Origin of the sequence: Saccharibacillus sp. CPCC 101409 (genome assembly GCF_030518235.1) — a bacterium.
In the GTDB taxonomy this organism is placed as follows: domain Bacteria; phylum Bacillota; class Bacilli; order Paenibacillales; family Paenibacillaceae; genus Saccharibacillus.
In genome coordinates this window covers 613,370-637,087 of sequence record NZ_JAULSA010000001.1, presented here as the reverse complement: position 1 = coordinate 637,087, position 23,718 = coordinate 613,370, and the positions used below count along the sequence as shown (strand labels likewise).

Below are 23,718 nucleotides of genomic sequence, written 5' to 3'. Positions count from 1 at the left end.
CAATCAGTTTTCCTTCAAAATAAACGAGGATTTAAGCGTATCGAGACTGCTGCGTCCGACAAACACTTCGAACCGGCCCGGATCGCTGCCGAAGCTCAGATCCGAATGATGATAGCGAAGCTGCTCTTCGCCCAGCGTAAACACGGCCGTGCCGCGTTCGCCCGGAGCAAGTTCCAGCTTGACAAAGCCTTTGAGCTCGCGCACCGGACGAACCACCTCGCCCGCGATATCGCGGACGTAAAGCTGGACGGTTTCCGTGCCGGCGCGCGCGCCGGTATTGGTCACGTTCACGCTGACCGTAATCGGGCGGTCCGCCGTCATCTCGTCCGAGGACAGCTTGAGTCCGTCGTAGCCGAACGTCGTGTACGACAAGCCGAAGCCGAACGGCAGCAGCGGGTCGTTCGGAGCGTCCAGGTACTGCGACACATAGCGGACCTGGGCGTCCGCGGCGCCGAGCGGGCGTCCGGTGTTGAAATGGTTGTAGTATACCGGCACCTGGCCGACGGAGTGCGGGAACGACATGGTCAGCCGCGCGGACGGATCGACCGCGCCGAGCAGAATATCGGCGACGGCGGCTCCGCCTTCGCTGCCCGGGAACCAGGCTTCGACGACCGCGCCGGTCTTGTCGTACACGCCGTGCAGATCGAGCGGACGGCCGTTGAACAGTACGGCGGCCGTCGGCTTGCGCAGGCCTGCGATGCTGTCGATGAGTTCAAGCTGGGCCTGCGGCAGCCGGATATCGCTGCGGCTGCCGGCTTCCCCGCTCATCTCGGACGCTTCGCCGAGCGCGAGCACGATCACGTCGGCTTCGGCCGCCGCTTTGAGCGCCGCCAGAAGGTGTTCGTCCGTGCCGCGCTCGATTCCGCAGCCTTCGGCGACGATCAGACGGTCCTTGCCCAGACGTTCGGACAGCGCCGCGTCCAGCTTCACCGCATCTTCCGTCGAGCCGTCCCACGACCACGGGCCGAGAATATCGCCGCTGCTTGCAAAAGGTCCGATCAAAGCGACTTTCGCTTCGGGAGAAAGCGGCAGCACGCCGCCTTCGTTCTTGAGCAGCACGATCGACTTGATCGCCGCTTCGTACGCCGCGTCGCGGTGCTCCCGGCTGAAGATCACTTCCGCCGCCCGCTCGGGGCTCGCTCCCCGGGTCGGATTGTCGAACAGGCCCAGCTTTTCTTTGAGCTGGAGAATCCGCAGCACGGATTCGTCGATCAGCGCTTCGTCCACACGGCCTTCGCGCACCAGTTCGGGCAGCCCGTGCACGTAGCACGACGTCATCATTTCGATATCGACGCCCGCCCGGATCGCGCGGTAAGCCGCTTCGCGTTCGTCTTCGGCCGCGCCGTGCGGGATCAGTTCTTTGACCGCGCCCCAGTCCGAGATCAGCACGCCGTCGAATCCCCATTCTTCGCGCAGCAGACCGCGCATCAGCTTCTCGTTGCCGCTGGCCGGAATCCCGTCGATCGTATTGAACGACGTCATGACCATCTCGCAGCCTTCGTCCAGCGCCGCTTTGTAAGCGGGCAGGTAATATTCGCGCAGTTGGCGTTCCGACAGGTCGACCGTGTTGTAATCGCGGCCCGCTTCCGACGCCCCGTAAGCGGCGAAGTGCTTCACGCACGCCGCTACGCGCTCGGTTTCTTCTTTCAGATTGTCGCCTTGAAGTCCTCGGACGAACGCTTTGGCGAACAAACTGTTCAGGTACGGATCTTCGCCCGTCGATTCCATGACGCGGCCCCAGCGGGGATCGCGCACCAGATCGACCATCGGCGCAAAGGTAACGTGCACGCCCGATACGGCCGCTTCGCGCGCCGCGATCTCCGCGCTGCGTTCGGCCAGTTCCATATCCCAGGAGCAGCCCATTGCGAGCGGCACGGGAAAAATCGTTTTGAAGCCGTGCACGATATCCGCCATGAACAGCAGCGGAATGCCGTGCGGATTTTTCTTCAAATGCGCTTCCTGCACCCGAACGGCGCCGGCCGCTCTTGCATAGCCCAGAATGGAGCCGCTGCTGGCGATCATGGGATCGGTGATCCCCATCGCCTGCATCGGGCCCGTAATCTGCCCTTCGTCTTCCACACCTTCGTAGAAAGGAGCAGCCAACTGAAGCAGCTGCGCGATTTTCTCTTCAAGCGTCATCCGGTCGATCAGATCCAAGAGCTGCTGGTTGTCCATATCCAATCCTCCATGACATTTAGGGACTTCACCAATTTCCCGGCTTTATTTAGGACGTGTACGGCCTAAGAGGAACCGGCGAAATTCATGAAACCGCCAAATCTCTTTCTTTAATAGCCTGCCTCGCTTCCATACAACCGTTTGAGACAAGTCTTTGTTTTTCACGTTTTTTGCAAAAATAATCGAAGCGAATCTCTTCATGCGGGCGAAAACCTTCTTCGCCCGTTGGAAGAGAAGAACCCGGTTCGTGCGGAAGTTCCGCGCGCACCGGGTTCGAATTGCGGCCGGACCTATAGGCGAGGTGCCGTCCGGGCCCGGGTTGTTCTTGTTCCTGCGCTTGTGTTACTTAGCGAATTCGCTGTTCAGCTCGTCGATCAGCGGCTGCACGATCGACTGTTTGCTGGCTACCCAGTTTTTCCAGTTGGTTTCGAGATCGCCTTTTTGCAGGATCAGGTTGGCGTATTCCGTTTCGTACGTGAAGTTGGCCTGATCTTTCGCTTTGGAGCTGTACAGTTGGAAATCCCAATCGTATGCCGCCATTTCGTTGCCCTCGGTGCTCAGCGTCGCTTTTTCTTTATACAGTTCCACCGAACGGTCGCGGAATTCTTTTTTGATCGCCGGGTTGATGACGCTGAAGTCGTCGCCCAGCACGTACAGGCCCTCGAAACGGCCCGGGTATTTGTCTTCAAGCGTCGTGCCTTCCGGCAGCAGACTTACCAGCTCGCCGTTTTCGTCTTTCCAATCTTCGCCTTCGATGCCGAGATTCAGGAATTTTTGCGCTTCATCGGTTACCGAATAATCGATCATATCCATAACGCGTTCGAACTTCTCGTCCGAGATGTTCGGCGAAAACACGATCGAAGACCAGAAGTTGACCTGTTCCAGGTTGCGGTATTTGCCGTCTTCTCCCAGAATCAGCGCTTCGTGCACGACATCGGAGCTGTTCAGGTTCAGGTTCTTTTTCATCGCGGTATCCATATCCTGTCTGTACGAAGCCAGGCCGCCCAGACCGCCGATTGCGGAGATGCCGGTTACTTTGAACGCGTCGCCGCCTTCGTTGTTTTTCCAGGTATAGAATTCAGGATCGAGCAGTCCTTCTTTGTATGCCTGCTGCGCCAGCTTCAAGCCGGTCAGCGTGGACTCGTCGGCCGGGCCCCATTTGTACTTGCCGTCTTCACCTTTGTAGAAAGCGGATTCGACGCGAGCATGCGCGTTGTTGGCCATCACGAAGCCGGTCAGGATATCGCCGGCGTTGAACGACATCGGGATCAGCTTGGAGCCGACTTTGCCGGGATCTTTTTCTTTAACCAGTTCGGCGTATTCCATCAGTTCGCTCACGGTATAAGCGTCTTTCAGTTCAAAGCCGACTTCTTTGGCCCAGTCTTTGCGGATGGCGATAACGCCGATTTGGTTCAACAGCGGATCGGCCGGTTTGTTCTGGAAGTAAACCGGTCTCGGCAGCACGTAAGTACCGCCTACTTTTTCTTCGAGACGGTCGCCCAGTCCGGTCGACGCATAAGCTTTCGCGGCGTTCGGCCAGCGCTCTTTCCAATCGTCCGGGAATTTATAGAACAGCCCCTGGTCGATGTAGTTCATCGCGTCGCCGTTTACATAGTTCCAGCTTGCGAAGTCCGGCAGGTCGCCGGAGTTGATCCACAGACGCAGCTTCTCGCCCCAGGAGTCCCAATCCACATAGTTGTAATCCCACGTAATATTGAATTTATCGCTGAACGTTTTATGAAACTTGTCGTCGAGCTTGGCTTTGGAAATATCGGTGATGCCGGCATACGAGATGGTCAAATTATTTTTGTACGTACCGTCCTCGTTCTTCTCGTCCGCATTACCCGTTGCCGCGCTGTCGGAGCCTTTGGAGCAGGCCGTAACCAGCACCATAACCATAGCCAGAACGATCAGGAGAAGCGATTTGACCGAAACCTTTTTGTTCGCGTTCATGTTTTACCCCCATTTTTTTGTGCGGATTTTTTAAAACCCTTTGCGAAACGTTTAAAGCTTGTATTGGTTCATCAGGTCTTGATAGCCCCTGTCAATACCCCTTTGGCGAAGTGCTTTTGCAGAATCGGGAAGAAAGCCATGATCGGCACCATGGTGACGAATACCGCCGCCATTTTCATCCCGGTCGAGAACGACTGCGCCACGCCTTGTCCGACTGTGGTCGCGTTGGAAGCATTGGTCTGCGATTCGACGATGATCGCGCGCAGCACGTTCTGCAGCGGCAGCTGATCGGCTTTGCGCAGGAAGATCATCGCGTCGTACCAGCTGTTCCAGAACGCGACGCCGTAGAACAGCGCGATCGTCGCCATAATCGGAGCGGCCAGCGGCAGCACGATGGAGAACAGGATTTTCCATTCGCCCGCTCCGTCGAGTCTGGCCGATTCCATCAGCGATTCCGGCAGACCCTGGAAATAGTTCATCATCAGGATCATGTTGAATACGCTGAAGCTTCCCGCCAGGATGACGGCCCAGAGCGAACCGGTAAGATGCAGATCTTTCATGACCAGGTACAGCGGCACGATTCCGCCGTTGAAGATCATCGTGAACAAGACCAGGAAGAAGATCGGCTTTTTGCCCGGAAAGCTCGGACGGCTGAGGCCGTAGGCCATGCTGACTGTCAGGAACAAACTGAGCGGCAGTCCCGCGGCCATCAGCTTGATCGTATTCCAGTAACCGGTACCGATGCTTCCGTCCGCAAACAAAGCTTTGTAGGAAGCCAGGGTCGGATCTTTCGGCCACATCAGCAGCGGATTGCTCGCATACTCTTTTTGCGTCGCGAACGAGATCATGATGACGTTCCAGAACGGAATCAGAATCGACAGCGCTCCGAGCGTAAGAATAACGAAGATCGCGTAATCCATAATCGTCATTCGGGTCGTGCCGAACTTCGCTTTTTTTGTTTTTCTCGCTAAAGTACTCATTGGGCTTCGTTCTCCTCTCTTATCGGAACAGGCCGTCTCCGCCCAACCATTTCGCCGCTCTATCGGCCAGCAGCAGCAGCACCATGTTCACGATGGAACGGAACAAGCTGACTGCGGTCGAGAAGCCGAAGTCGGTCGAGGACTGGAAAGTAATCCGATAAATATATACGTCGAGCACCTGCGATACATTCTGCGTAGCGGCGTTCGCCAGGTTGAAGATTTGGTCGAAGCCGGAGGACATCAGGCCGCCGACCGACAGGATGAACATGATTGTCACAGTTGGCATGATGTTCGGCAGCGTAACCCGGAACATCTGCTGAAGTCGCGTGGCGCCGTCGATCTGCGCCGCTTCGTACTGCTCCTGATCGATCCCCGAGATCGCGGCCAGGAACACGATTGCTCCCCATCCGGTCGACTTCCAGATATCGGTCAGGATAATCATCGGATAGAAGGTTTGCTCGGAGCCGAGGAAATTGATCGTCGGCAGGCCCAGCAGCGCCAGGAAGCTGTTCACCAGGCCGTCATAGGCCAACACGTTGATGATAATACCCGACACGATGATCCAGGACAGGAAGTGCGGGAAAGTAACGGCGGTTTGCAGCACTTTCTTGTAGCGGCGCATCCGCAGTTCATTCAGCAGCAGCGCCAGCAGAATCGGAAACGGGAACGTGATAAACAGCTTAATGATATTGACGTACAGCGTCCGCCATACGGCCGCCGCGAACGCGGGGTCCCGGAACACATACTTGAAGTTCTCCAACGCAATCCATTGGCTGCCCCAGATTCCGTCGTTGGCCCGATAATGCTTAAAGGCGAGCGACAAGCCGCCCATCGGCAGGTAAGCGAACAGGATCAGCCAGATCAGGCCGGGAATCAGCAGCGTATACGTCATTCTGTATTTCCAGATCTCGACGAACAGCCTTTTGAATTTCGATTCTTCCCCTTTGGCTTGGCCCGGGGATGCAGCTGCGGGTTTCAAATGACATCTCCTCACTCTACTTGAGTCTCTTTGGTACTGCCCGGCAGCATGGCCGGACCTGAAGCGAATCGTTTCGATTGACAGCAAACGGCGGCGTGAAAATAACGATTTCAGCAAGCGTTTACTTGAAAAGCCGAATCGAGCGACTGCGTTTCGCGGCTGCCGCGCAGAGGACTTCGTTTAAGTCCTCTGCGCCGGCATGCCGCTCGATTAATTGATCTTGCGGCTGGAGCCGCGCTTGACGAGCAAAGATTCGAATACGATATGCTTGTTCGCCGTCTCGCCCGCGATCAGGTCGAACAGCGTTTCGACGCTTACATGGGCCATCTCGACGCCCGGCTGGCTGATCGTATCGAGCGACGGATGATAATACTCCGCCATCTCGATCCCGTCGAAGCCGACGATCGACATATCGCCCGGAATCGAAAGTCCCGAAGACAGTACCGCTTTGGCGACGCCGATCGCGATTGCGTCGGAAGCGGCGAACATGGCCGTTGCGCCTTTGTTCTTGTTCATCAGCCGTTTGGCGGCCGCGAACCCGAAGCTCGGCGCATACTCGCAGTCTTCGACGAATGCCGGATCGTACGGTATTCCGTGCTCTTCAAGCGCTTTCTTGTATCCCAGCAGGCGCCGGTTGCCGATGGTATTCTCCACCAGAGGGAACCGGGCCAGAAAACAAATGCTGCGATGCCCGAGCGAGATGAGATAATTGGTCGCTTTGTAAGCGCTGTGCACATCGTCGATCGACACGCTGGAAAATACGGACGGATCGACTTCCTTGATCGTCGTGATCGTCGTCAGCACGAACGGAACCGTAAGCTGTTTGAACTCTTCCTCGGAGTGATCGTACGTACCGCCCATAAAGATCACGCCGCACAGGTTCTTTTCTTTAACGAGCTGTACCGCCGCGCCGATCTCGTCCACGCCGTCTTCGATATGCTGGATCAGGAGCGGACAGCCGCGCAGATGCACCTGGCGTTCGACTTCCTTGATCATGTTGGCGAAAAAGGGGTTCGATATCCCTTTGACCATCAGCGCGATCGTGTTGGACTGGGTCATTTTCAGGTTGCGGGCGTTGCTGTTCGGTACATAATTGTACTGTTTGACGACCGACATCACCCTGGCCCGGGTAGCATCGCTGACGACTCCGCTGTTATTCAGCACTCTCGATACGGTGGAAATGCCTACTCCGGAGATTTTGGCAATGTCTTTGATGTTCATATCTGCTGCTGCTTCACCTCGGTTGCCGACCGGTTCCCCGCCTTCCCGGGCCGATCGTTCTTGAAATTCTCGAAAACCGTGGGAAACGTTTCCCATCTTGCGGGAAACGCTTTCTTCGACATTCGAATCGTTTCGATACACATCATAAACCCGAATATTCGACGTGTCAATACAGTTTCTACGAAGTTCACAAATTAAAAATCTTCCTTTTTCACCCCCATTATCCAACCGTTCCGCTTATTCGTGGAGCATCCTTGCAACTTGAAAAAGTAAGCGGTTGCATTATGAAAAAACGACCGGATTTCTGCTTTGAAAAACCTTCAAATTGAAAGTTTCAAAGCTGCTATAGGAAACGTTTCCACCTCCTATTTTCTTTTCACCCGCATAAAATCGTTTCGAAACACAATAAAGCGATCTATATTTTTTAAACGGAATAGCCTGGAGACCGTTCGTCGACCAGATTCGATCAGAAGTTTACGTTCGTCTGAAACCCACACGCTTTGGGTGCGCTTCAGCGAAGAGTAACTTTACTTCTATCTTGGCCGCGTACACGCCTTAAAAAATCCCGCTTACAGCTTCGGCAGGCAATCGGCCTGTTCGGTCTGTAAGCGGGATTTTTCAGGAAAGCAGCACCGGACGGGCGCCGCAAGTCTGCGAAGCAGCCGCAGGCGTGAATCTTTAAAAGTTTACAGCAGGAACGCGGTTTGCCGATAAATCGTTCGCGTTAATCCGCAAACCCGTTCACGCGCAGCCAGGAAGCGCACTGCCCGCTCCAGTGGGACACATGCGGATCGCCTTCGGCCATGCCCATTCCGTGGCCGCCATGCGCATACACGTGCAGATCGAACGGAACGCCTTTTCTGCCCAGAGCCGAAGCGAACAGCAGGCTGTTCTCCACCGGAACCAGACCGTCTTCGGACGTATGCCAGAGGAAAGTCGGCGGCGTATCCGACGTGACGTTAAGCTCGCTGCACAGCGATTCGATCGCCTTGGCGTCGGCATCCGCGCCCAGCAGCGCGATCCGGGAGCCGGCATGGGTGTACGGTTCGTTCAGCGTAATCACCGGATAGCACAGCATCAGCAGATCGGGACGGCTGGACAAGCGCTCGATCGGATCTTCGGAATCGGGACGGCCGGCGTCGTACAACGTACCGGCCGTCGAAGCCAGATGGCCGCCCGCGGAGAATCCCAGCACGCCGATCCGGGACGGGTCGAGCTTGAATTCTTCGGCGCGGTAACGAACAGTCCGAACCGCCCGCTGCACATCGGACAGGGCGCTCGGATAGCGGTAAGGCGCTACCCGGTAGCGCAGCACGAAAGCCGAGATGCCGAGCGTATTCAGCCAGAGCGCGATCGGCTCGCCTTCGTGGTCGGCGCGAAACTCGTAGCCTCCGCCCGGACAGACGATTACCGCCGCGCGGTTCTCTCCTTCCGCCAGATAAGCTTCGATTGCAGGCACGTCTTCATCGGTGGTTCCGGCCGCGTTCGGCGCGCCGTCCGGCCATAAAATTACGGGATTCATTGTGTTATCCTCCTAAATCGTTTTCGGTATTTTCTTGCCGTTGGTCCGGAATGACCTTCGCAGGGCGGATGAAAAAAGCCGGACTGCGCGGAGCCTGTATGCCGTCGGCAGGAAGGCTTGCTTCTTACCGCTCCATTATACTCGCTGCTCCGCGAATGGAAAGAGCCGGACGCAAAAATAATAGCGGCTGCAATAGAAGAGTCCGGCGTCCGCTGCAGGCTCCGGCGCGCTTCGGATAGACTTCCGGGAGCGGATTTTGTGATAGAATATGAAGTGATGCGCAGCCGCCGCGCGGACTTTTGTACGGCTGCGCGGCGAGGCGGGCAGCAGCGAAAACGACGTCAAGGAGGAACTATGGCGACCAACCGAAAGCTTGAAACCGAACGCGATTTCCAGGAAGCGATGGACAACGAGCGCACCGTTCGCGTTTTCCAAAACGACGATATGATCAATCCCGGCGGACTGATTATCCGCTTCGACGATTCCATGATCGCCGTCCAGTCGAGCGTCAGCGACCTCGATTACTACGACCGGCGGACGTGCGAGTTTTACGAGCTGCGGCGGTAGAACAACAGTAGGTGCGAGTGGAGTCGCTTGGCGCGCGGGAACCAGCGAGAACGGCTAGACGGTGTCTGAGGACGACGGGTTCGGTCTGCAAAGCAGACGACGAGCAAACGAAGACGGCCGTCATGCGGGAAGTCCGGGCAAGTCCATATTTGTGTGTAAAAACGAGACGGCTCGTCGATCCAGCGGCGAGGTCGGAAGACGCCGGCCGCCGCTCAAGACTGAAGAGGAGCACCGGGAATGCTGCCCCTCAAATGCTGACCTGACGCCAGTGTTGACGCCAGGTCAGCATTTTAGCGAAAAATTCGAGGATCGAACGAAAATGCTGACTAAATATGCATATTTGGGCGTGGACATCGCGAAAAACGACGATTTGTTCGTAAAATGCGGACGAAAAGTCAGCATTTTTCCGTACCGGTTCTTTTTCAGCCTAAAATGCGGATTAAAAGTCAGTATTTTCTGAGGGGCTTTAAAGGACTTGCACGGTGAGGGCGTAAAAAGAATACCGGTTGTGTCTCCTTTTTGGGAAAGTGTTTTTACCCATCATGATGGACTTGACCGGAAGTCCGGGTCATTGATGCGAATACGCATCAATTTGGGCCGTGTATGCGGCAAAGAGTGAGATTACTGCGAATACGCATCAATTTTTTTTGGCGAAAGGCCGATTTGGGGGATAAAGGCAAAGCGAGGCCGAAATTGATGCACATTTGCAACAATCGGCGCGATTGCGCTTGAAATGGACGAAATTGTTGCCGATTTGCAAGAATGAACGGGCATAGGAGAGCATGAAAGTGACGTTTGGGAAAGCGGTGCTGCGGCAATTGGCTTGGGACAGTGAGTGGCGGGACGCGAGCAGACAGGACGCGAGCGCTTGGTATTGGAAGCGGCCGCGGCTCCGATCGCTGTAGGCGTAAAAAAGCGAACCGTCGCTGCTGACGGTTCGCTTTTTTGGAAGGTTTGCGCAGACGGTGACGGGTCAGCGCGGGTTTAGCGGTCGCGGCGCTTCTTCGCGGCCAGCAGGCGGTCCATGGCGCTGCCGGAGGCTTCGCCGGGAGCCGCGCCCGGAGCCGAGCCGGCGCTTGGCGGCGCGGCTCCGGGGTTGGCCGCCGGTCCGCGCGGCGGGGCCGGCTGTTTGTCCGGGGACGAGCCGGCGGCACCCGGCGAGTTCCCGGACGAAGAGCGGCCGCGGGAGGCTTCGCCCGCGGCGGGCGGCGGCGCTGCGCTCCGCGCGCCCGAGGTCCCGCCGGTGCCCCCGGCGGGCCGGCCGGCCGGAGTCCGGCCGGCGCCGCGCTCCGCGCGGGCGCGGTCCGCGGCGGAGGCGGAGCCCGCCTCGGACCCGCTTTCCCCGCCTGCTGCGCGGGGAGAACCTGCCGCCGCGCCCGGAGGCGGCGCGGCGTTCTCGGCGGCGCGTTTCCCGCCGCCGCGGAAAGCCGCGCTGCGCCGCTTGGCGGCGGACAGGCGCGCGAGCGCGCCGTCTTCCGCGGGAGCGGCTGCGCCGGAGGCGGCCGCTGCGCGCCGGCCGGACGCCGCCGCGAGCGGAGCGCGCAGCGCGGCGGCGAGCCGTCCCCACGGGACGGCCAGACGACGGACCGCGATGTCCGCGATCCACAGGGCCAGCGCCGCGGCCAGCAGGATCGAGTTCCAGTCCCGCGCTTCTTTGCGCGGGGCCGCCGGTTCGGCGAAGACGGCCGCCGGGTTGTCCCGGGACAGCACCCGGCCGCCGGTCAGCGCGGCCAGGTCGGCGAGCGAACCGCCGTTTTCCTGTTCGGCGGAAGCGATACGGTACTCCGGCGAATACGGGATGACTACGCCGGTGCCCGACGAAGCCGGCAGCGAAGATGCGGAAGCGTCTTCGCCGCCGCCCTGCGCGGGCTCCGCGCCCGTTTCGCCGGCAGCCGCTCCTTCGGAGCCGGCATCTTCCGCTTCGGCCGCAGCGTCTCCCGCCGCTCCGGAAGCCGGGCTTTCCTCCCCGGCTCCGCCTTCGGAATAATTCTCCGCTCCTGTTCCCGAAGCGCCGTTGTCTTCTGCGGCTCCTTTCTCGCCGGCCGCTCCATCGCCGCTTGATCCCGCCGGTTCCACGGGCGACAAGTTCAGCAGATACGCTCCGGGATCGACGACCGGCAGAACGCCGGTATAATTGCCCGGCGCGGTCTGCACCAGCGTGACGGGCTCCGAGTTCTCTCCTCCGTCTCCCCCGAACGAAGCGGACAGCTCGGCCGGAAGGGTTTCGGTTTCTCCCGCCGATACGGACACGTTCAACTCCAATCCGTTTTCGCCGACCGCCGTTTCGACCCGGTACGGCGAAGCCGTAAACTGCGGGAAGGTCCATTTGACCGTCTGGGTCAGTACATTCGCAAACTTGTCCCAGGATACCCAATGGCCCGACCATTCCCCGGTCAGGTCGCTTGTCCAGGCGACCGTGCGGCCGGAGCCGTACTGCCAGCGCACCAGCAGCGGGTCCGGTTCCGGACTCGCCAGCGCGGTCTGCGCGGACGGCTTGGCGCTGGTCGCAATATAACCTTCGATCTGCGGCAGTCCGTTTGCAAACAGCGGAGCCCAGTCCCCCGCGTCGGCGATCGCCGGCGTAAACGGCTTGTTAACGATATAGGTCCGGGCGAGCAGCACGGCTTCGCGGCTGAAAATCGCGGGCAGCGTCGTTTCGTCCTGCACGTCGTAGAAGCGCCCTTTGCCGAGACGCGCGACTTCTTCGAGCAGCCGGCGGTCGGCGTCGGAGCCGACCGCGACGGAAGACACGGTGACGTTCTCCGCGCCCAGTTCGCCCAGCAGATCTTCGTAGCTGCCTCCGCCCGCCGACTGGCCGTCCGTCAGCAGGATGATATGTTTGCGCTGCGCTTTGATTTCTTTCATGCGCTCGGCCGCCGATTGAAGCGCGGGATAAATATTCGTGCCGCCCCCGCTCGGGATCGACTGGATCTGCTCCAGCACCTCTTCTTTGTCCGCCAGCTTCTGCGGCTCGACCACCCACCACGGGCTGTCGTCGAACGCGACTACGCCGACCGTGTCTTTGGCGCGCATCAGCTCCACCGTGCGCATGGCGGCTTCTTTGGCCAGCTCGATCTTGCTGCCGTCCATGCTGCCGGAGCGGTCGATCACGAGAATCAGGCCCAGCTCCGGCACTTCGCGTTTGCCTTCGAGTTCCATCGAGACGGGCAGCGCACGCTCGATCGGCGTTTCGAAGTAACCGCCGAGGCCGAAACTCTGGTCGCCGCCGCTCATCATAAAGCCGATCCCGTAGCTGCGCACCGCCGTCTCGATCAGGTCCATTTTGGCCTGGCCCAGCTTGTCGGCGGACACATTGTTGAAGATGACGCTGTCGTAGACGGCGTAATCCGCCAGCTCCGACGGCAGCATTTCCGGCGAGATCACCGTCGTATCCACCAGTCCTGCGTTCAGCGCCTTCGAGATATTGCCGGAAGTTCCCGGTTTGCCTTCGACGATCAGCACGGCGGGACTGCCGGCGACGCGTGTAAATGCAAACGCCGCGTTGTTGGCCGACTGGCCGTCGCCCGGCATGCTCAGTTCGGCGCGGTAGCGGTGCAGGCCGGGCTTTTTGGCGATGCCCTGAAGCAGCACGCGGGTGTCTCCTTGCTCCACATTCACGGTCTGCGAACCGATCTCCATATTGTCTTCATACAGCCGGACCACGGCCGTTCCGCCGAACGTGCTGCGGATCTCGGCTTCGGCGGAAAAAGATTCGCCCAGATACAAGCGTTCCGGCAGCGACAGCGAATCGATCGCCGCGTCTTTGCCGCTGCCGCTTTCTTTTTCCAGCACGTCGACTTTGATGCCCCGGTTCTTCAGCAGCTTCCCCGCGGACAGCATGCTGCCCGCATTCTCGCTGCCGTCGCTGATCAGCACGATCCGAGGATCGCCCGTTCCCAGCATGCCGGAAGCCAGCTGAAGCGCGCGCTGCACATTCGTATAATCCGGATCGACCGCCGCCGCAAGGCTCGTAAGCCGATCGCCGCTGCCGGTCAGCGTTTGCTCGGCGGAAGCGTCGCGCCCGAAAGACAGCACCGCAAATTCGTCTTTTTCTCCTTTGCCCTCAAGCGAAGCCGATATCCATTCGCGATCTTCTTCGCTGTCCGCGGAGCTGGCCGACCGGTCCACGGCGTACACGACTTCGTGCTGACGCTGGACCGTATACAGCTGGGTTCCGGCCAGCAGAAGAACCAGCAGCAGCAGCGCCGCCGTGCGCAGGCCGGCCGCCAGACGGTGACGCGGCAGCGGGATTCTTGCCGGACCCCGAAACGCATAAACCGCAAAAACGGCCAATGGAATCAACAGCAGCAGAAACCAGGGATGATTAAATTGAACGCCCACGCCGGTACACCCCCCATTCCGTCAGCATAATAACCGCGATCAGCGCCGCGAGCGGAATCGTCAGCGGCAGACGGCTTCTGCCCTGCGTATCCGTTCCGGCATCCGCCGTTTCGCCGCCCGGAGCGGCGGCAAATTCCGGCGTTTCCGGCGAAGGAGCGGCCGATTCCGACAGATCCGGACGCACGTCGAGCAGATAAACGGGCGCGTCCTCCAGCCCTTGTCCGGACTGTTCGAACGCGTACAGCCCCGGTATGTTCGGCGCCGGCTGCGAAGGACTGGGCGAGCCGGCCGGGGCGGATTGCTGCGAATCCGCTCCCGTGCCCGACGCCCGTACGGCCGCCGTTTCCCCGGCGCCTTCCGTAAAAGCCGTTCCCTGCATCGGACGCCAGAGCGCGTTCTCGGCTCCGGCCGCGATCGGCACGTCGACGGCCGCGCCCGAAACGACGCGGCCCAGCCCGCCGCCCCCTCCGCCGGTCAGCCACGATACCGAACTGCTGACCAGTACGGGGAATTCGCTGCTTAGCGGCAGATCGCCGTCTTGAAGATTGAACCCGAACCACAGCTCGCGCCGTCCGTTCTCCGTCCCCGCGGCGATCGCGGGGCGCTGCCCGATCGTCACGATCGTTTGCAGACCGGCCGGTTTGCCGGCCGTCAGAGCGCCGAAATACGGCTCCGACAGCGACAGATAACGCGTTACCGGATGGACGCTCACTTCGACCCGCCGGCTGCCCGGCTGTCCGTCGTCGGCTTTCCCGCCGATGATCCAGAGCGCCGCCGAGCGAAGCAGGTCGTTCCAGTCCCCGCTTTGCGCGTAGCCGGGCAAACCGTCTTCGGCGACGATCAGATCGAACTTACCGCCGGGCAAAGGCGGCGCTTTGTCTTCTTTGCCCGCCGCGCGGTCCATGCGCGTGACTTCCGCGCCGGACAAACGCAGCGCTTTTTCCAGAAACAAATTCCCGTCCGACAGCAGCAGCACGCTCGGCGTCTGCCCGCTTTTTGCAAAAGCGAACGCGTCGTTGTCCGCCGCGTAATCGTCCGGCGGCGAAGCATCGCCGCCGATCCCCGCAAGCGACAGCCGGTACGTCCGCGCTTCGCCCGCCGCCTTGAACGCGACCGTCCTGCGCTCGCCCGGCTCAAGCGTCAGTTCGGCCGCGCCGAGCGGCCGTCCGTCGCCGGACAGCTCCGCCCGCAGCTCAAGTTTCCCGCCGCCGGTATTGGCGACGACGCCGACCGCGGAACGCGCGGCGCGCTCGCCGTCGTCCACGCCGAACTGCTCGATCGCCGCGTTTCGGTAACTTCCCGTTTCGCCCATCCCGCGGATTTCCACCGGCGCGTCCAGCGCAAGATCGTCCGTCCGCTCGTTCCACTGATTGTCGGTATAGATCACGATGCGCGCATCCTTCTGCCCCTGCGCCACCGCGGACGCAAGCGAGAGCGTTTCGCGGTACGCCGTCCGCCCGTAATCGGGCTTGAGCGCTTCGACGGCCTGCTCCCACGCGCCGCGCCCGTCCGTCCGCGAAGAAGAGACCTGCGGATTCGAGCCCATCGCGATCAGGGTAAGTCCGCCGTCCGCCCGGCGCGTATCCTCCAGGATCCGGCGCTTCATTTCGTCCAGCCGCGTACCGGCGGCTCCGCCGCTTTCCCCGCCGGAACGCGCAGTCATGCTCGCCGAGACGTCGGCAATGACAATCAACTGTCCGCCCGTGCCCGCTTCGCCCCAGAGAAAAGGACGCATCAGCGCAAAAGCCAGCAGCGCCGCCGCCAGAATCTGCAGCCACATCAGCAGCCGGTTGCGCAGCTTCTGCCACGGGCGGTTGGCTTCGGTATTTTCCAGCACCCGCCTCCACAGCAGATGGCTGGGCACGGGCGTGTCGATAAATTTGCGTTTGAGCAGGTACATGATCGCAATGATCGGAATCCCCAGCGCAAACCACATTCCCGCCCACGAACCGATTCCCATTCGCACGCGCCTCCTTTCGTTTTCCTTCAGCGAATCAGGCCGATTCCCCGCATCGTTTGCAGTACCGTCTCGCCGAGCGGAACGTCCGTCGGAGCAAGCACGTATGAGATGCCGCGGCGGGCGCAGAACTCGGCCAGCCGCGAGCGGTACGCCGCGAATTCGCGCTCGTACGCCTCGACCAGCCGCCCGGTCAGCGCCGCTTCTTTATAAGTGCCGAGCTCGGCGTCGATCAGTTTCAGGTCGCCGCTCAGCTTCGGCTGAATTTCGCCGCGAGTCAGCACCTGGACCAGCACCACTTCCTGCCGCGCCGCCTGAAGACGCGCCATCGTTTCTTCCAGTTCTTCTTCGCCGCGTTCGGTCCAGCAGTCGGAGAAGATCCAGCTCATGCCCGCAAGCTTCGGCAGCTCGGAGCGATCCGCGAATGCCGAAGCGATATTGCCGCGCCCCATCGCCCGCGATTCCGCCAGAAAAGACAGCATGCGATGGATCGCGGGACGCCCGCGCAGCAGGGGCAGTCCCCCTTCGATCCGTTCACCGAAGCGGTACACGCCGAGCCTGTCGTAGGCGGCGAGCGTCATATACCCGATGCTTGCCGCCAGCCGGGCGGCATGCGAGAGTTTGTCCGGTCCGCCTTCGTCCGCGAACGCCATCGACTCCGAGCAGTCGAGATACAGCGTGACCTGAAGTTCCTGCTCGTCCAGGAACTGGCGCACCACCTGGCGGCCGGTACGTCCGTAGACGCTCCAGTCGAAACGGCGGACGTCGTCGCCCGGCGAATATTCGCGGTAATCCGCGAATTCGAGCGAAGCGCCCATCTCGCGCGAACGCCGTCTGCCCTGCCGCGTGCCGCGCACCCGGCGGCCGGTCGACAGCGACAGGCGGTCGAGCCTCGCGGTCCAGTCCGCGCCCAGCAGCTCCTCCGCCTTCATCTTTTGTTCTCCAGCCGGTCCAGGATCTCGTCGACCAGCATGTCCGTCGAGACGCCTTCCGCCTGGCCTTCGAAGCCCAGCAGCAGGCGGTGGCGCAGCGCGGGCTTCGCCGCCGCCCGGATATCGCCGGTCGAGACATGCATGCGCCCTTTGGCGATGGCCCGGACTTTCGAGACCGAGACCATAGCCTGCAAACCACGCGGTCCCGAACCGAAACGGACGTACCGCTTGACGGAATCCGGCGATTCCGCCTGCGCAGGATGCGTCATCAGCAGCAGGCGAACGGCGTAATCGAGCACGTCCTCGGCCACCAGCACTTCTTTCGCTCCGCGCTGGATATCCAGCAGCGCGGCGGCATCGGCCCGCCGGACCGCCTGGCGGCTGTCGGCCGCGGTCGTGCGCCGGATAATTTCTTTGAGCTCGTCCGCCGACGGGTAATCGACGTCCAGCTTCAGCAGGAAGCGGTCGAGCTGGGCTTCCGGCAGCGGATAGGTGCCTTCGTTCTCCAGCGGGTTCTGCGTCGCCAGCACGAAAAACGGCTCGGGCAGCTTATGCGTCACGCCGCCCACCGTCACCGTTTTTTCCTGCATCGCTTCCAGCAGCGCGCTCTGCGTTTTCGGCGTGGCCCGGTTGATCTCGTCGGCCAGCACGATGCTGCCGAACAGCGGCCCGCGCCGGAATTCGCCCGATGCGCCTTCAGGCCCGCCGAAATGGATAATGTCCGTGCCGGTAATATCGCTCGGCATCAAATCCGGCGTAAACTGGATGCGCGAAAAAGGCAGATCCAGCGCGTCCGCGGTCGAGCGCACCAGCATCGTTTTGCCGAGTCCGGGAATGCCTTCCAGCAGCGCGTGGCCGCCGGCGAACACGCACCACAGCATCTGCTCCACCGTTTCTTCCTGGCCCACGATGACCCGGGCGATTTCTTCGCGCACTTCTTCCATCGTGCGCTTCCACGTTTCGATGCGTTCCGTTTCCCGAAGCATATACGTCCTCCTCTTCTTCTGCCGTCAGGAGCCCGGCTGAATTTCGGTAAAATAGCTTTCCACCAGTCCCTGCACGCTCTGCGGCAGATCGCTCCGGCCGATCGAATCTTTGGCCCGCTGCGAATACTCGCCGTACACTTCTTCGTAAGGCCGGCTCACCCCGTCGATCGTCGGCGAGGTTCCGCCTTTCTGCTTGTCTCCGCCGTTCGACGGCCCGCCGTCGGACTGGATATTGCCTTCGCCCTGAAGATCGCGCGGCGTCGTGACGAGTTCCCGGCCGCCGCTGCCGAATCCGGCGCCGTTTCCGCCGGTTCCGCTCCCGGAGCCCGTGCCTTTTCCGCTCCCGCTGCCGCTTCCCTGACCGGAACCCTGACCCGATCCGCTTCCGGCGCCCTGCCCCGAACCCTGGCCGGAGCCTTGTCCGCTTCCGCCGCCCGACGCTCCGGAAGAAGGCGAGCCTTCGCCCGGCGAGCCGTTCTCCCCGGAGGAAGAACCGCCCGCGTCCGCCAGGCCTTCCGCGGTTCCGCCGCTGCCCCAGGCGTCGGAGTAGGACAGGCCGGCCGCGGCCATCTGTCCGGCCATCTCCATGCCGCTGCGCGCAATCTGCGCGGCGGCCGCAGCCGCAAGATCGCTCTGCTCGCCGAGCGAATCGGATTCCGCTGCCGCGGCGGCCAGACTTTCCGCGAGCTGCTGCATCGCTTCTTCCGACAGCTCGCCGGATTCCGCCAGCTGCCGCGCGGCTTTCTCCAGCGCCTGCTGGAGCTCGGCCGCTTCTTTGCCCTTCTCCGGCGCCTGCTGCGCCAGACTTTCCAGTGAGTTCGCCAGTTCTTTTTTCTGCTGTTCGTTCAGCCGGTTCACGGCTTTCTCCAGCGCTTCTTTGCGCTGCTCGGCGGTGCCGGCTTCCGCTTTGGCGGCTTCTTTGAGCGCCTGCTGGGCGGCCAGCCGCTTCGCCCAGTCCTGCAGCTGCTTCTGCTGCCCGGCGGATTCTTCCGCCTTGCCGCCCAGTTCCTTCATGGCGCGCTCCATCTTGTCCAGCGCTTCTTCGGCCCGGCGCGAATCGCCGAGCTCGGAAGCCAGCCGGTCGGCCGGCTGCGTCAGCGTCCGCCGATCTTCCGGCTCGATCGGCGCCTGGCCCAGCTCCTTCGCCAGCGCTTCGGCTTTCTCGCGCTGACCGTCGATCAGCGCCTGTTCCTGCCGCTGCCGCTCCAGCCGCTCGTCCATCGGACTCGGCAGAAGCAGCAGCACGGCGCACAGCACAAGCAGCGCGCCCGAAGCGCAGGCCGCGGCCCGCTGCCGGCGCAGCGGGAACGGTAGCAGGACTTTGCGGCGTTCCGCAAAGTCCCGGCCGTACGCTTCGGCCTGATTGCGCTGCCATCTGGCCGCCGCGGATTCCTCGGCGGAGAATTCCAGCGCGGTCGTCATCAGGTCCCGCCGCTCCTCCGCCGGATCGGCCGCGTCCATCGCCTGCGCCGCTTCGCGCTCGCCGACCGGCCGCGCGTAAGACCAGGCCGCCCCCGAGGCGGCGCCCGCGGCCGCAAGCGCGCCGGCCCACGCCGCAGGCCAGGGCAGCGGCACGAAGAAACCGGCGGCAATCGGCAGCAGTGCCGCCGCAAGCCCGGCTCCCAGTCCACGCAGCGCAAAAGCAAGCGTGCGGAACCCCTGCAGCCGCAGGCGAACCGCGCGAATCGACCGTCCGATTTTCTCCATGTCCCTTCCTCCTTTACTTCTCCAATTTACGATCCGGATCGTTTTGCGCCGGTTTCATCTCCGCGACTTCCCCGCTGCCGCCTTCTTCGCCGATCGGGTCGTTGCCGCTCTCCAAGTTCCCGTTTCCGCGCCGAACCGGACGAATGCGGCGGATCGCCACCCAGAGCGAAGCCGCGATCACAACCGCATACACGAGCAGAAACTCCACCCACAGCGCGATCGGGGCTTTATTTTGCAAACTTGCCGTATTGACCAGGAACGCTTGGCGCGACATCTCCGGTTCGAAGATGCTGATCAGCGCCCCGACCGGATTGAGGCCGAAGATAAAGCCGACCCAGGAGTAATCCGGCTGGACCGTCCCGCTGTAATAAGAACGCTCCGCGATCGCCATCAGCAGGATATAAGCCACGCCCGTGACCAGGAAGATAAACATCGTCAAGCCGTAGGTCATAATGACGGCGACAATCGTGCGCTTGAACAGTGTCGAGCACATGATCCCCAGCGCGCCGAGCAGCAGCATGGTGAACAGGTAGAACAGGAACACCCGCACAAGCTGCGAAGGCGAGATGCCGCCGTACAGAAACACGATGCTGTAGACCGGCAGCGTCGCCAGCACGATCAGCGCCATAAACGCCAGCGAAGACACCAGCTTGCTGAGCACGATCGCCGACGAACTCTGCTGCGTGGTGAGCAGAATATTCAGCGTCTGCTTCTCCCGTTCGCCGCTGATGACGCCCGCCGTCAGAGCCGGCGTCATGAAGGCGATCAGCACGAGCTGCGCGATGCTGAGCACATAGAACAGCATCCGGCTGGTCGTCGGATCGAAACGCATGCCCGTCTGCTGCGAACCGAAATCCATCGCCACATAGATAAATCCGATCGCAAGCAGCCCCAGCACCAGCACATAGGCCAGCAGCGCGATAAACGATCTCGGCGTGCGCATGCGCAGCCGGAACTCTTTGTCCAGCACCGGATTGATCCACAGGCTGCCGCCGTTTTTGTTTCTTGCGCTCATGTCGCGGCTCCTCCTTTCGTAATCTCCAGAAAGACGTCTTCCAGATTGGTCTGCGCTTCGTTGAACGAAACCACTTCGTAATTCCAGTCCAGGATTCGGCGCAGCAGCTGCATCTGTTCGGCGTCCTGGCCGCTGAAATGCACCTGGATGCCCGCCGCGTCGACGAAGACCCGACCGACATGCGGTTCGTCTTGCAGCTGCTCCGCCAGCTGCTCCGAGCCGCTCAGCGTACGGATATGCAGCACCCGGTTGATTCTCATCCGGTTCTGGATATCCGAGACTTTCCCCTGCGCGACCATGCGGCCGTGCTCGATTACGCCGATCTCGTCCACCATTTCCGCAAGTTCCGGCAGGATATGCGACGAAATGATAATCGTTTTGCCCATCCGCTTGAGTTCCTTGAGGATTTCGCGCATTTCGATCCGGGCGCGCGGATCGAGACCCGAAGCCGGCTCGTCGAGAATCAGCACTTCGGGATCGTGCACCAGGCTGCGCGCCAGGCACAACCGCTGCTTCATGCCGCGCGACAATCCGTCCACGTAGGCTTCTTTTTTATCCGACAGATTGACGAGTTCCAGCAGCTGCGGGATCAGCTTCTCGCGTTCGCTGCGGGCGATGCCGTAACTGGCGCCGTAGAAATGCAAATACTCATCCGTTTTGAACCGGTCGTAGACGCCGAAGAAGTCCGGCATATAGCCGATCCGCCGCCGCACTTCTTTCGGCTGCCGGGTCACGTCGAACCCGCTGACTTTCGCGCTGCCCGAATCGGGCAGCAGCAGCGTCGCCAGAATCGACATGGTCGTCGACTTGCCCGCTCCGTTGGGCCCGACGAATCCGAACACCGTGCCCGCTCCGATCGTCATGCTGATGCTGTCGAGCGCCTGGAAACTGCCGTAGCGCTTGCTCAGATTGCGAATCTCGATCATGGCTTCACCGTTCCTTTCAGCGTGATTTCCGGCATAGCCATGTTGGTCCATTCATTGACCTGCACCTGAATTTGGATCAAGCCGTCTTCCATAATATAATCCGACGCCTTCTTGACGGACGCCGAGCCGTTCTTCCAGTTGATCGCCTGCCACTCGCCCGCCGCTTCGTTCCAAATCTCGGTGGAGACCGTCTGCGGAACCCCTTCCCGGAAACGGATGCCCAGCGTCCGGTACGACGCGTCGCCCACATCCGGCAGAGTATAGCCGAGCGTCATCCGGCCCGGCGAAGCGCTGAGCCGTCCCATGCCGTCGTCGCTGACCTGCGTCGTGTTCGTATGGATTACCGCGCCGGCCACGTAGCCGTACGGGATATTGATTTCGCCGCTTTGCAGCAAATTGATCCGCGCCGCCTGCGTGTACAGGCTGAGCCGTTCGTTCACGACGTCTTTGGATTCGACGCGCAGCTTATCGTCGGAATCTTCCGAGAACGCGATCAGAAAAGCATTCTGCGCGCCCGTCGAAGTCGTATTGGCGGATTGGATATTCTGCGCCATGGCGCGCTGGCGCGCGTACGGATCGTTCGAAGCATTCGATATCGGGAACAGCAGGCTGCCGATATCGTAGTAACCCGACGACAGATTCGTCCCTTTGCCGACCGATGCCCGAGCGCCGGGTTCCAGCTTGCCGAGCTGGTACAGCTTGTTCCCCGCAATCAGGGCGGCGGCATCGAGCGTGCGGTCCGTATCGTTGACCACGCTTCCGCTGACCGCGCCTTTGGCGTCCATCGACAAGTCCGTGCCCAAACTGCCGGTCTTCAGGCTGTCCGGCTCTTCGACGACGAACTTCGCCACGGACCAGTAAGACATACTGTTCAGACGAAGCTCCGTACGGTCCTGCTCGTCCCGGATAAAGTTGTTGATTTCTCCGCTTACGGTTCCGTTGCCGCCGCCTATCCACGAGTTCTCGTACATGGCGGAAACCATCGCGCTGCGCGGCAGGGAAACGGTATAGTCGCCGGATCTCGGTACGAACAGCGCGGATGCGCTGCGCCGCGTGCCGGAGCCGCTGCCGTCCAGCTCCACGTAGCTGAGCGTGTGGGCAACCTCGCTTGTTTTATCGGACGAACCGGTGAAGTAAATCGCGGCGCTCGATACGATCGCCACCAGCGGAATGCATACCCAGGCCCATTCCCGCTTGTCCATTTTGCGCAGAATCAGATACAGCACCGGCGCGACGACCACGACGTAGATCAGCAGCATCCACAGCAGCAGGCTCATCTCGGGCATATGCAGCGACGGGAAATAGTCCAGCGCATACGACAGGTTGGAATAGCCGAAATTGAACGCCTGGCCGTAAGGATTGACGTTGCCCGCGGCGGTCGCGTTCAGCTCGCTCTGGAGCAGCCGCCCCCATAACTGAGCGCTGCCCGCCCAGGAAGCCAACGGCTCGAGCGCCAGATCGTAGCCGGCGTACCACACCGTGCCCGACTGCATCGGCATGGAGGCGATAAGCGGCGTGCCGTCCGCTTGATAGACGGCGCGCGCGCCGGTCTTGATCGCGGCTTCGGCCGCCGTGACGGAAGCCTGCGCCGACAGCGGCTTGCCGCCGCCGGCCGATTCGAGTACCGCTGCGGATACGCTGCGCGACGAACCGGTCGTCTCGACCGGCGACAGCTCTTCGAAGCCCGACGCCGTCTTGGCGTAATCGGCTCCGCCCGCCAGCAGCAGCGTTCCGCCGCCGCTTACCCAGCTTGCGATCGCGGCGCGCTGGTTGTCGCTCAGCGAATCGGAAGCGAAGTTGTTGATCACGAGCACGTCGAGTCCTTCGAGCAGCGAAGGATTGTCGCCGATCTCGCCGGCTTCCAGCGGAGCGATCGCGATCTGCTGTCCGCTGCCCTGAAGCAGGCTCAGAAAATTCATCGTATCCGGATCGGACGCCAGCACGCCCACGATTCCGCCGTACTGCGCGGAGCTGGATAAATTGGCGCTTCCTTCCTCGAATTCGAGCGGCTTGCCCGAATCGACCGACTTCGGATAGAAGCGTATCAGGCTGGTATTGCGCGAATACGATCCGCCCGGAATGGCAAGCGTTACTTCTTTGGACGTTCCCGCCGGAAGTTCCACCCGGCGCACATATGTACTTTCGCCCATACCGTTCTGGGGCGCGACCTGAATCACAAGATCTCCCGACAGATCGCGTTCGCTCGTCAGCGTCACTTTCAGCGGATTCCAGCGGCCGTCGCTTACGACGCCGCCGTAACCGAACTCCGTCGAGACTTTAAGCCCGCTGCCCGAACCCTTCGTCATGGCCCGGGCGTCCCGCGGCCAGACCGGCAGCGCGGAAGCGATCAGAACCGCGATCAGCAGCGCCGCCGTCAAGCGTCCCGACGCCTGTTTCAACCTCGCAAACATAGTATTCCCCTCTCTTTTCACCAGCCATAAATTCAGGTTGAATTTG

The 23,718-nt window shown here is 61.1% G+C and carries 15 protein-coding genes; 1 reads left to right on the top strand and 14 read right to left on the bottom strand.

Annotated features, from left to right (window positions below; all coding sequences use genetic code 11):
• Positions 1–3: 3 nt before the first annotated feature.
• The 6 genes from QWJ34_RS02695 to QWJ34_RS02670 all read right to left on the bottom strand — a co-directional run bounded on the left by QWJ34_RS02695 (position 4) and on the right by QWJ34_RS02670 (position 8,830).
• Positions 4–2,175: a glycoside hydrolase family 3 N-terminal domain-containing protein gene (locus tag QWJ34_RS02695; RefSeq protein WP_302725499.1), complete on the bottom strand. Its 2,172-nt coding sequence runs from the start codon at positions 2,173–2,175 to the stop codon at positions 4–6.
• A 342-nt stretch (positions 2,176–2,517) separates the two neighbouring features.
• The gene (locus QWJ34_RS02690) at positions 2,518–4,128 is read right to left on the bottom strand and encodes a type 2 periplasmic-binding domain-containing protein (protein ID WP_302725498.1); all 1,611 of its coding nucleotides are present in this window, start codon (positions 4,126–4,128) and stop codon (positions 2,518–2,520) included.
• Positions 4,129–4,199: 71 nt separating this feature from the next.
• The gene (locus QWJ34_RS02685) at positions 4,200–5,108 is read right to left on the bottom strand and encodes a carbohydrate ABC transporter permease (RefSeq protein WP_302725496.1); all 909 of its coding nucleotides are present in this window, start codon (positions 5,106–5,108) and stop codon (positions 4,200–4,202) included.
• A gap of 19 nt (positions 5,109–5,127) precedes the next feature.
• Positions 5,128–6,087: an ABC transporter permease gene (locus tag QWJ34_RS02680; RefSeq protein WP_483314233.1), complete on the bottom strand. Its 960-nt coding sequence runs from the start codon at positions 6,085–6,087 to the stop codon at positions 5,128–5,130.
• Positions 6,088–6,297: 210 nt separating this feature from the next.
• Complete coding sequence (locus tag QWJ34_RS02675; protein WP_302725495.1) at positions 6,298–7,308, bottom strand: LacI family DNA-binding transcriptional regulator; 1,011 nt, start codon at positions 7,306–7,308, stop codon at positions 6,298–6,300.
• A gap of 724 nt (positions 7,309–8,032) precedes the next feature.
• On the bottom strand, positions 8,033–8,830 hold the full coding sequence (locus QWJ34_RS02670; protein WP_302725494.1) for an alpha/beta hydrolase: 798 nt from the start codon (positions 8,828–8,830) through the stop codon (positions 8,033–8,035).
• 354 nt (positions 8,831–9,184) lie between these two features.
• On the opposite strand from QWJ34_RS02670, the gene QWJ34_RS02665 reads away from it, so the two are divergent.
• Positions 9,185–9,397, top strand: a complete 213-nt coding sequence (locus QWJ34_RS02665; protein WP_302725493.1) for a hypothetical protein — start codon at positions 9,185–9,187, stop codon at positions 9,395–9,397.
• A 984-nt stretch (positions 9,398–10,381) separates the two neighbouring features.
• Here the strand turns inward: QWJ34_RS02665 and QWJ34_RS02660 are convergent.
• From QWJ34_RS02660 to QWJ34_RS02625, 8 genes are read right to left on the bottom strand one after another with little or no spacing between them, the layout of a single operon-like run.
• Entirely contained in the window at positions 10,382–13,738 is a 3,357-nt protein-coding gene (locus QWJ34_RS02660; protein WP_302725492.1) for a VWA domain-containing protein, read from the bottom strand.
• Positions 13,722–15,698: a vWA domain-containing protein gene (locus QWJ34_RS02655; RefSeq protein ID WP_302725491.1), complete on the bottom strand. Its 1,977-nt coding sequence runs from the start codon at positions 15,696–15,698 to the stop codon at positions 13,722–13,724. Before QWJ34_RS02655 ends, QWJ34_RS02660 begins: the two co-directional genes overlap by 17 nt.
• A gap of 26 nt (positions 15,699–15,724) precedes the next feature.
• On the bottom strand, positions 15,725–16,627 hold the full coding sequence (locus tag QWJ34_RS02650) for a DUF58 domain-containing protein (protein WP_302725490.1): 903 nt from the start codon (positions 16,625–16,627) through the stop codon (positions 15,725–15,727).
• Positions 16,624–17,613 carry an AAA family ATPase gene (locus QWJ34_RS02645; protein ID WP_302725489.1) on the bottom strand — a complete coding sequence of 330 codons (990 nt, stop codon included), beginning with the start codon at positions 17,611–17,613 and terminating at the stop codon, positions 16,624–16,626. Before QWJ34_RS02645 ends, QWJ34_RS02650 begins: the two co-directional genes overlap by 4 nt.
• A 24-nt stretch (positions 17,614–17,637) precedes the next feature.
• Positions 17,638–19,320, bottom strand: coding sequence for a phage tail tape measure protein (locus tag QWJ34_RS02640; RefSeq protein WP_302725488.1), 1,683 nt, complete (start codon positions 19,318–19,320; stop codon positions 17,638–17,640).
• 13 nt (positions 19,321–19,333) lie between these two features.
• Complete coding sequence (locus QWJ34_RS02635) at positions 19,334–20,335, bottom strand: ABC transporter permease (protein ID WP_302725487.1); 1,002 nt, start codon at positions 20,333–20,335, stop codon at positions 19,334–19,336.
• The gene (locus QWJ34_RS02630; protein WP_302725486.1) at positions 20,332–21,261 is read right to left on the bottom strand and encodes an ABC transporter ATP-binding protein; all 930 of its coding nucleotides are present in this window, start codon (positions 21,259–21,261) and stop codon (positions 20,332–20,334) included. Before QWJ34_RS02630 ends, QWJ34_RS02635 begins: the two co-directional genes overlap by 4 nt.
• Positions 21,258–23,672 (bottom strand): DUF7408 domain-containing protein, encoded by a 2,415-nt coding sequence (locus tag QWJ34_RS02625; RefSeq protein ID WP_302725485.1) that lies wholly within the window; start codon positions 23,670–23,672, stop codon positions 21,258–21,260. Before QWJ34_RS02625 ends, QWJ34_RS02630 begins: the two co-directional genes overlap by 4 nt.
• Positions 23,673–23,718 lie beyond the last annotated feature (46 nt).

Coding starts and splice junctions, on each gene's coding strand:
- QWJ34_RS02685 (WP_302725496.1), bottom strand. CDS start 5,108: ATGAGTACTTTAGCGAGAAAAACAAAAAAAGCGAAGTTCGGCACGACC.
- QWJ34_RS02690 (WP_302725498.1), bottom strand. CDS start 4,128: ATGAACGCGAACAAAAAGGTTTCGGTCAAATCGCTTCTCCTGATCGTT.
- QWJ34_RS02675 (WP_302725495.1), bottom strand. CDS start 7,308: ATGAACATCAAAGACATTGCCAAAATCTCCGGAGTAGGCATTTCCACC.
- QWJ34_RS02625 (WP_302725485.1), bottom strand. CDS start 23,672: ATGTTTGCGAGGTTGAAACAGGCGTCGGGACGCTTGACGGCGGCGCTG.
- QWJ34_RS02645 (WP_302725489.1), bottom strand. CDS start 17,613: ATGCTTCGGGAAACGGAACGCATCGAAACGTGGAAGCGCACGATGGAA.
- QWJ34_RS02640 (WP_302725488.1), bottom strand. CDS start 19,320: ATGGAGAAAATCGGACGGTCGATTCGCGCGGTTCGCCTGCGGCTGCAG.
- QWJ34_RS02630 (WP_302725486.1), bottom strand. CDS start 21,261: ATGATCGAGATTCGCAATCTGAGCAAGCGCTACGGCAGTTTCCAGGCG.
- QWJ34_RS02635 (WP_302725487.1), bottom strand. CDS start 20,335: ATGAGCGCAAGAAACAAAAACGGCGGCAGCCTGTGGATCAATCCGGTG.
- QWJ34_RS02670 (WP_302725494.1), bottom strand. CDS start 8,830: ATGAATCCCGTAATTTTATGGCCGGACGGCGCGCCGAACGCGGCCGGA.
- QWJ34_RS02695 (WP_302725499.1), bottom strand. CDS start 2,175: ATGGACAACCAGCAGCTCTTGGATCTGATCGACCGGATGACGCTTGAA.
- QWJ34_RS02650 (WP_302725490.1), bottom strand. CDS start 16,627: ATGAAGGCGGAGGAGCTGCTGGGCGCGGACTGGACCGCGAGGCTCGAC.
- QWJ34_RS02665 (WP_302725493.1), top strand. CDS start 9,185: ATGGCGACCAACCGAAAGCTTGAAACCGAACGCGATTTCCAGGAAGCG.
- QWJ34_RS02655 (WP_302725491.1), bottom strand. CDS start 15,698: ATGGGAATCGGTTCGTGGGCGGGAATGTGGTTTGCGCTGGGGATTCCG.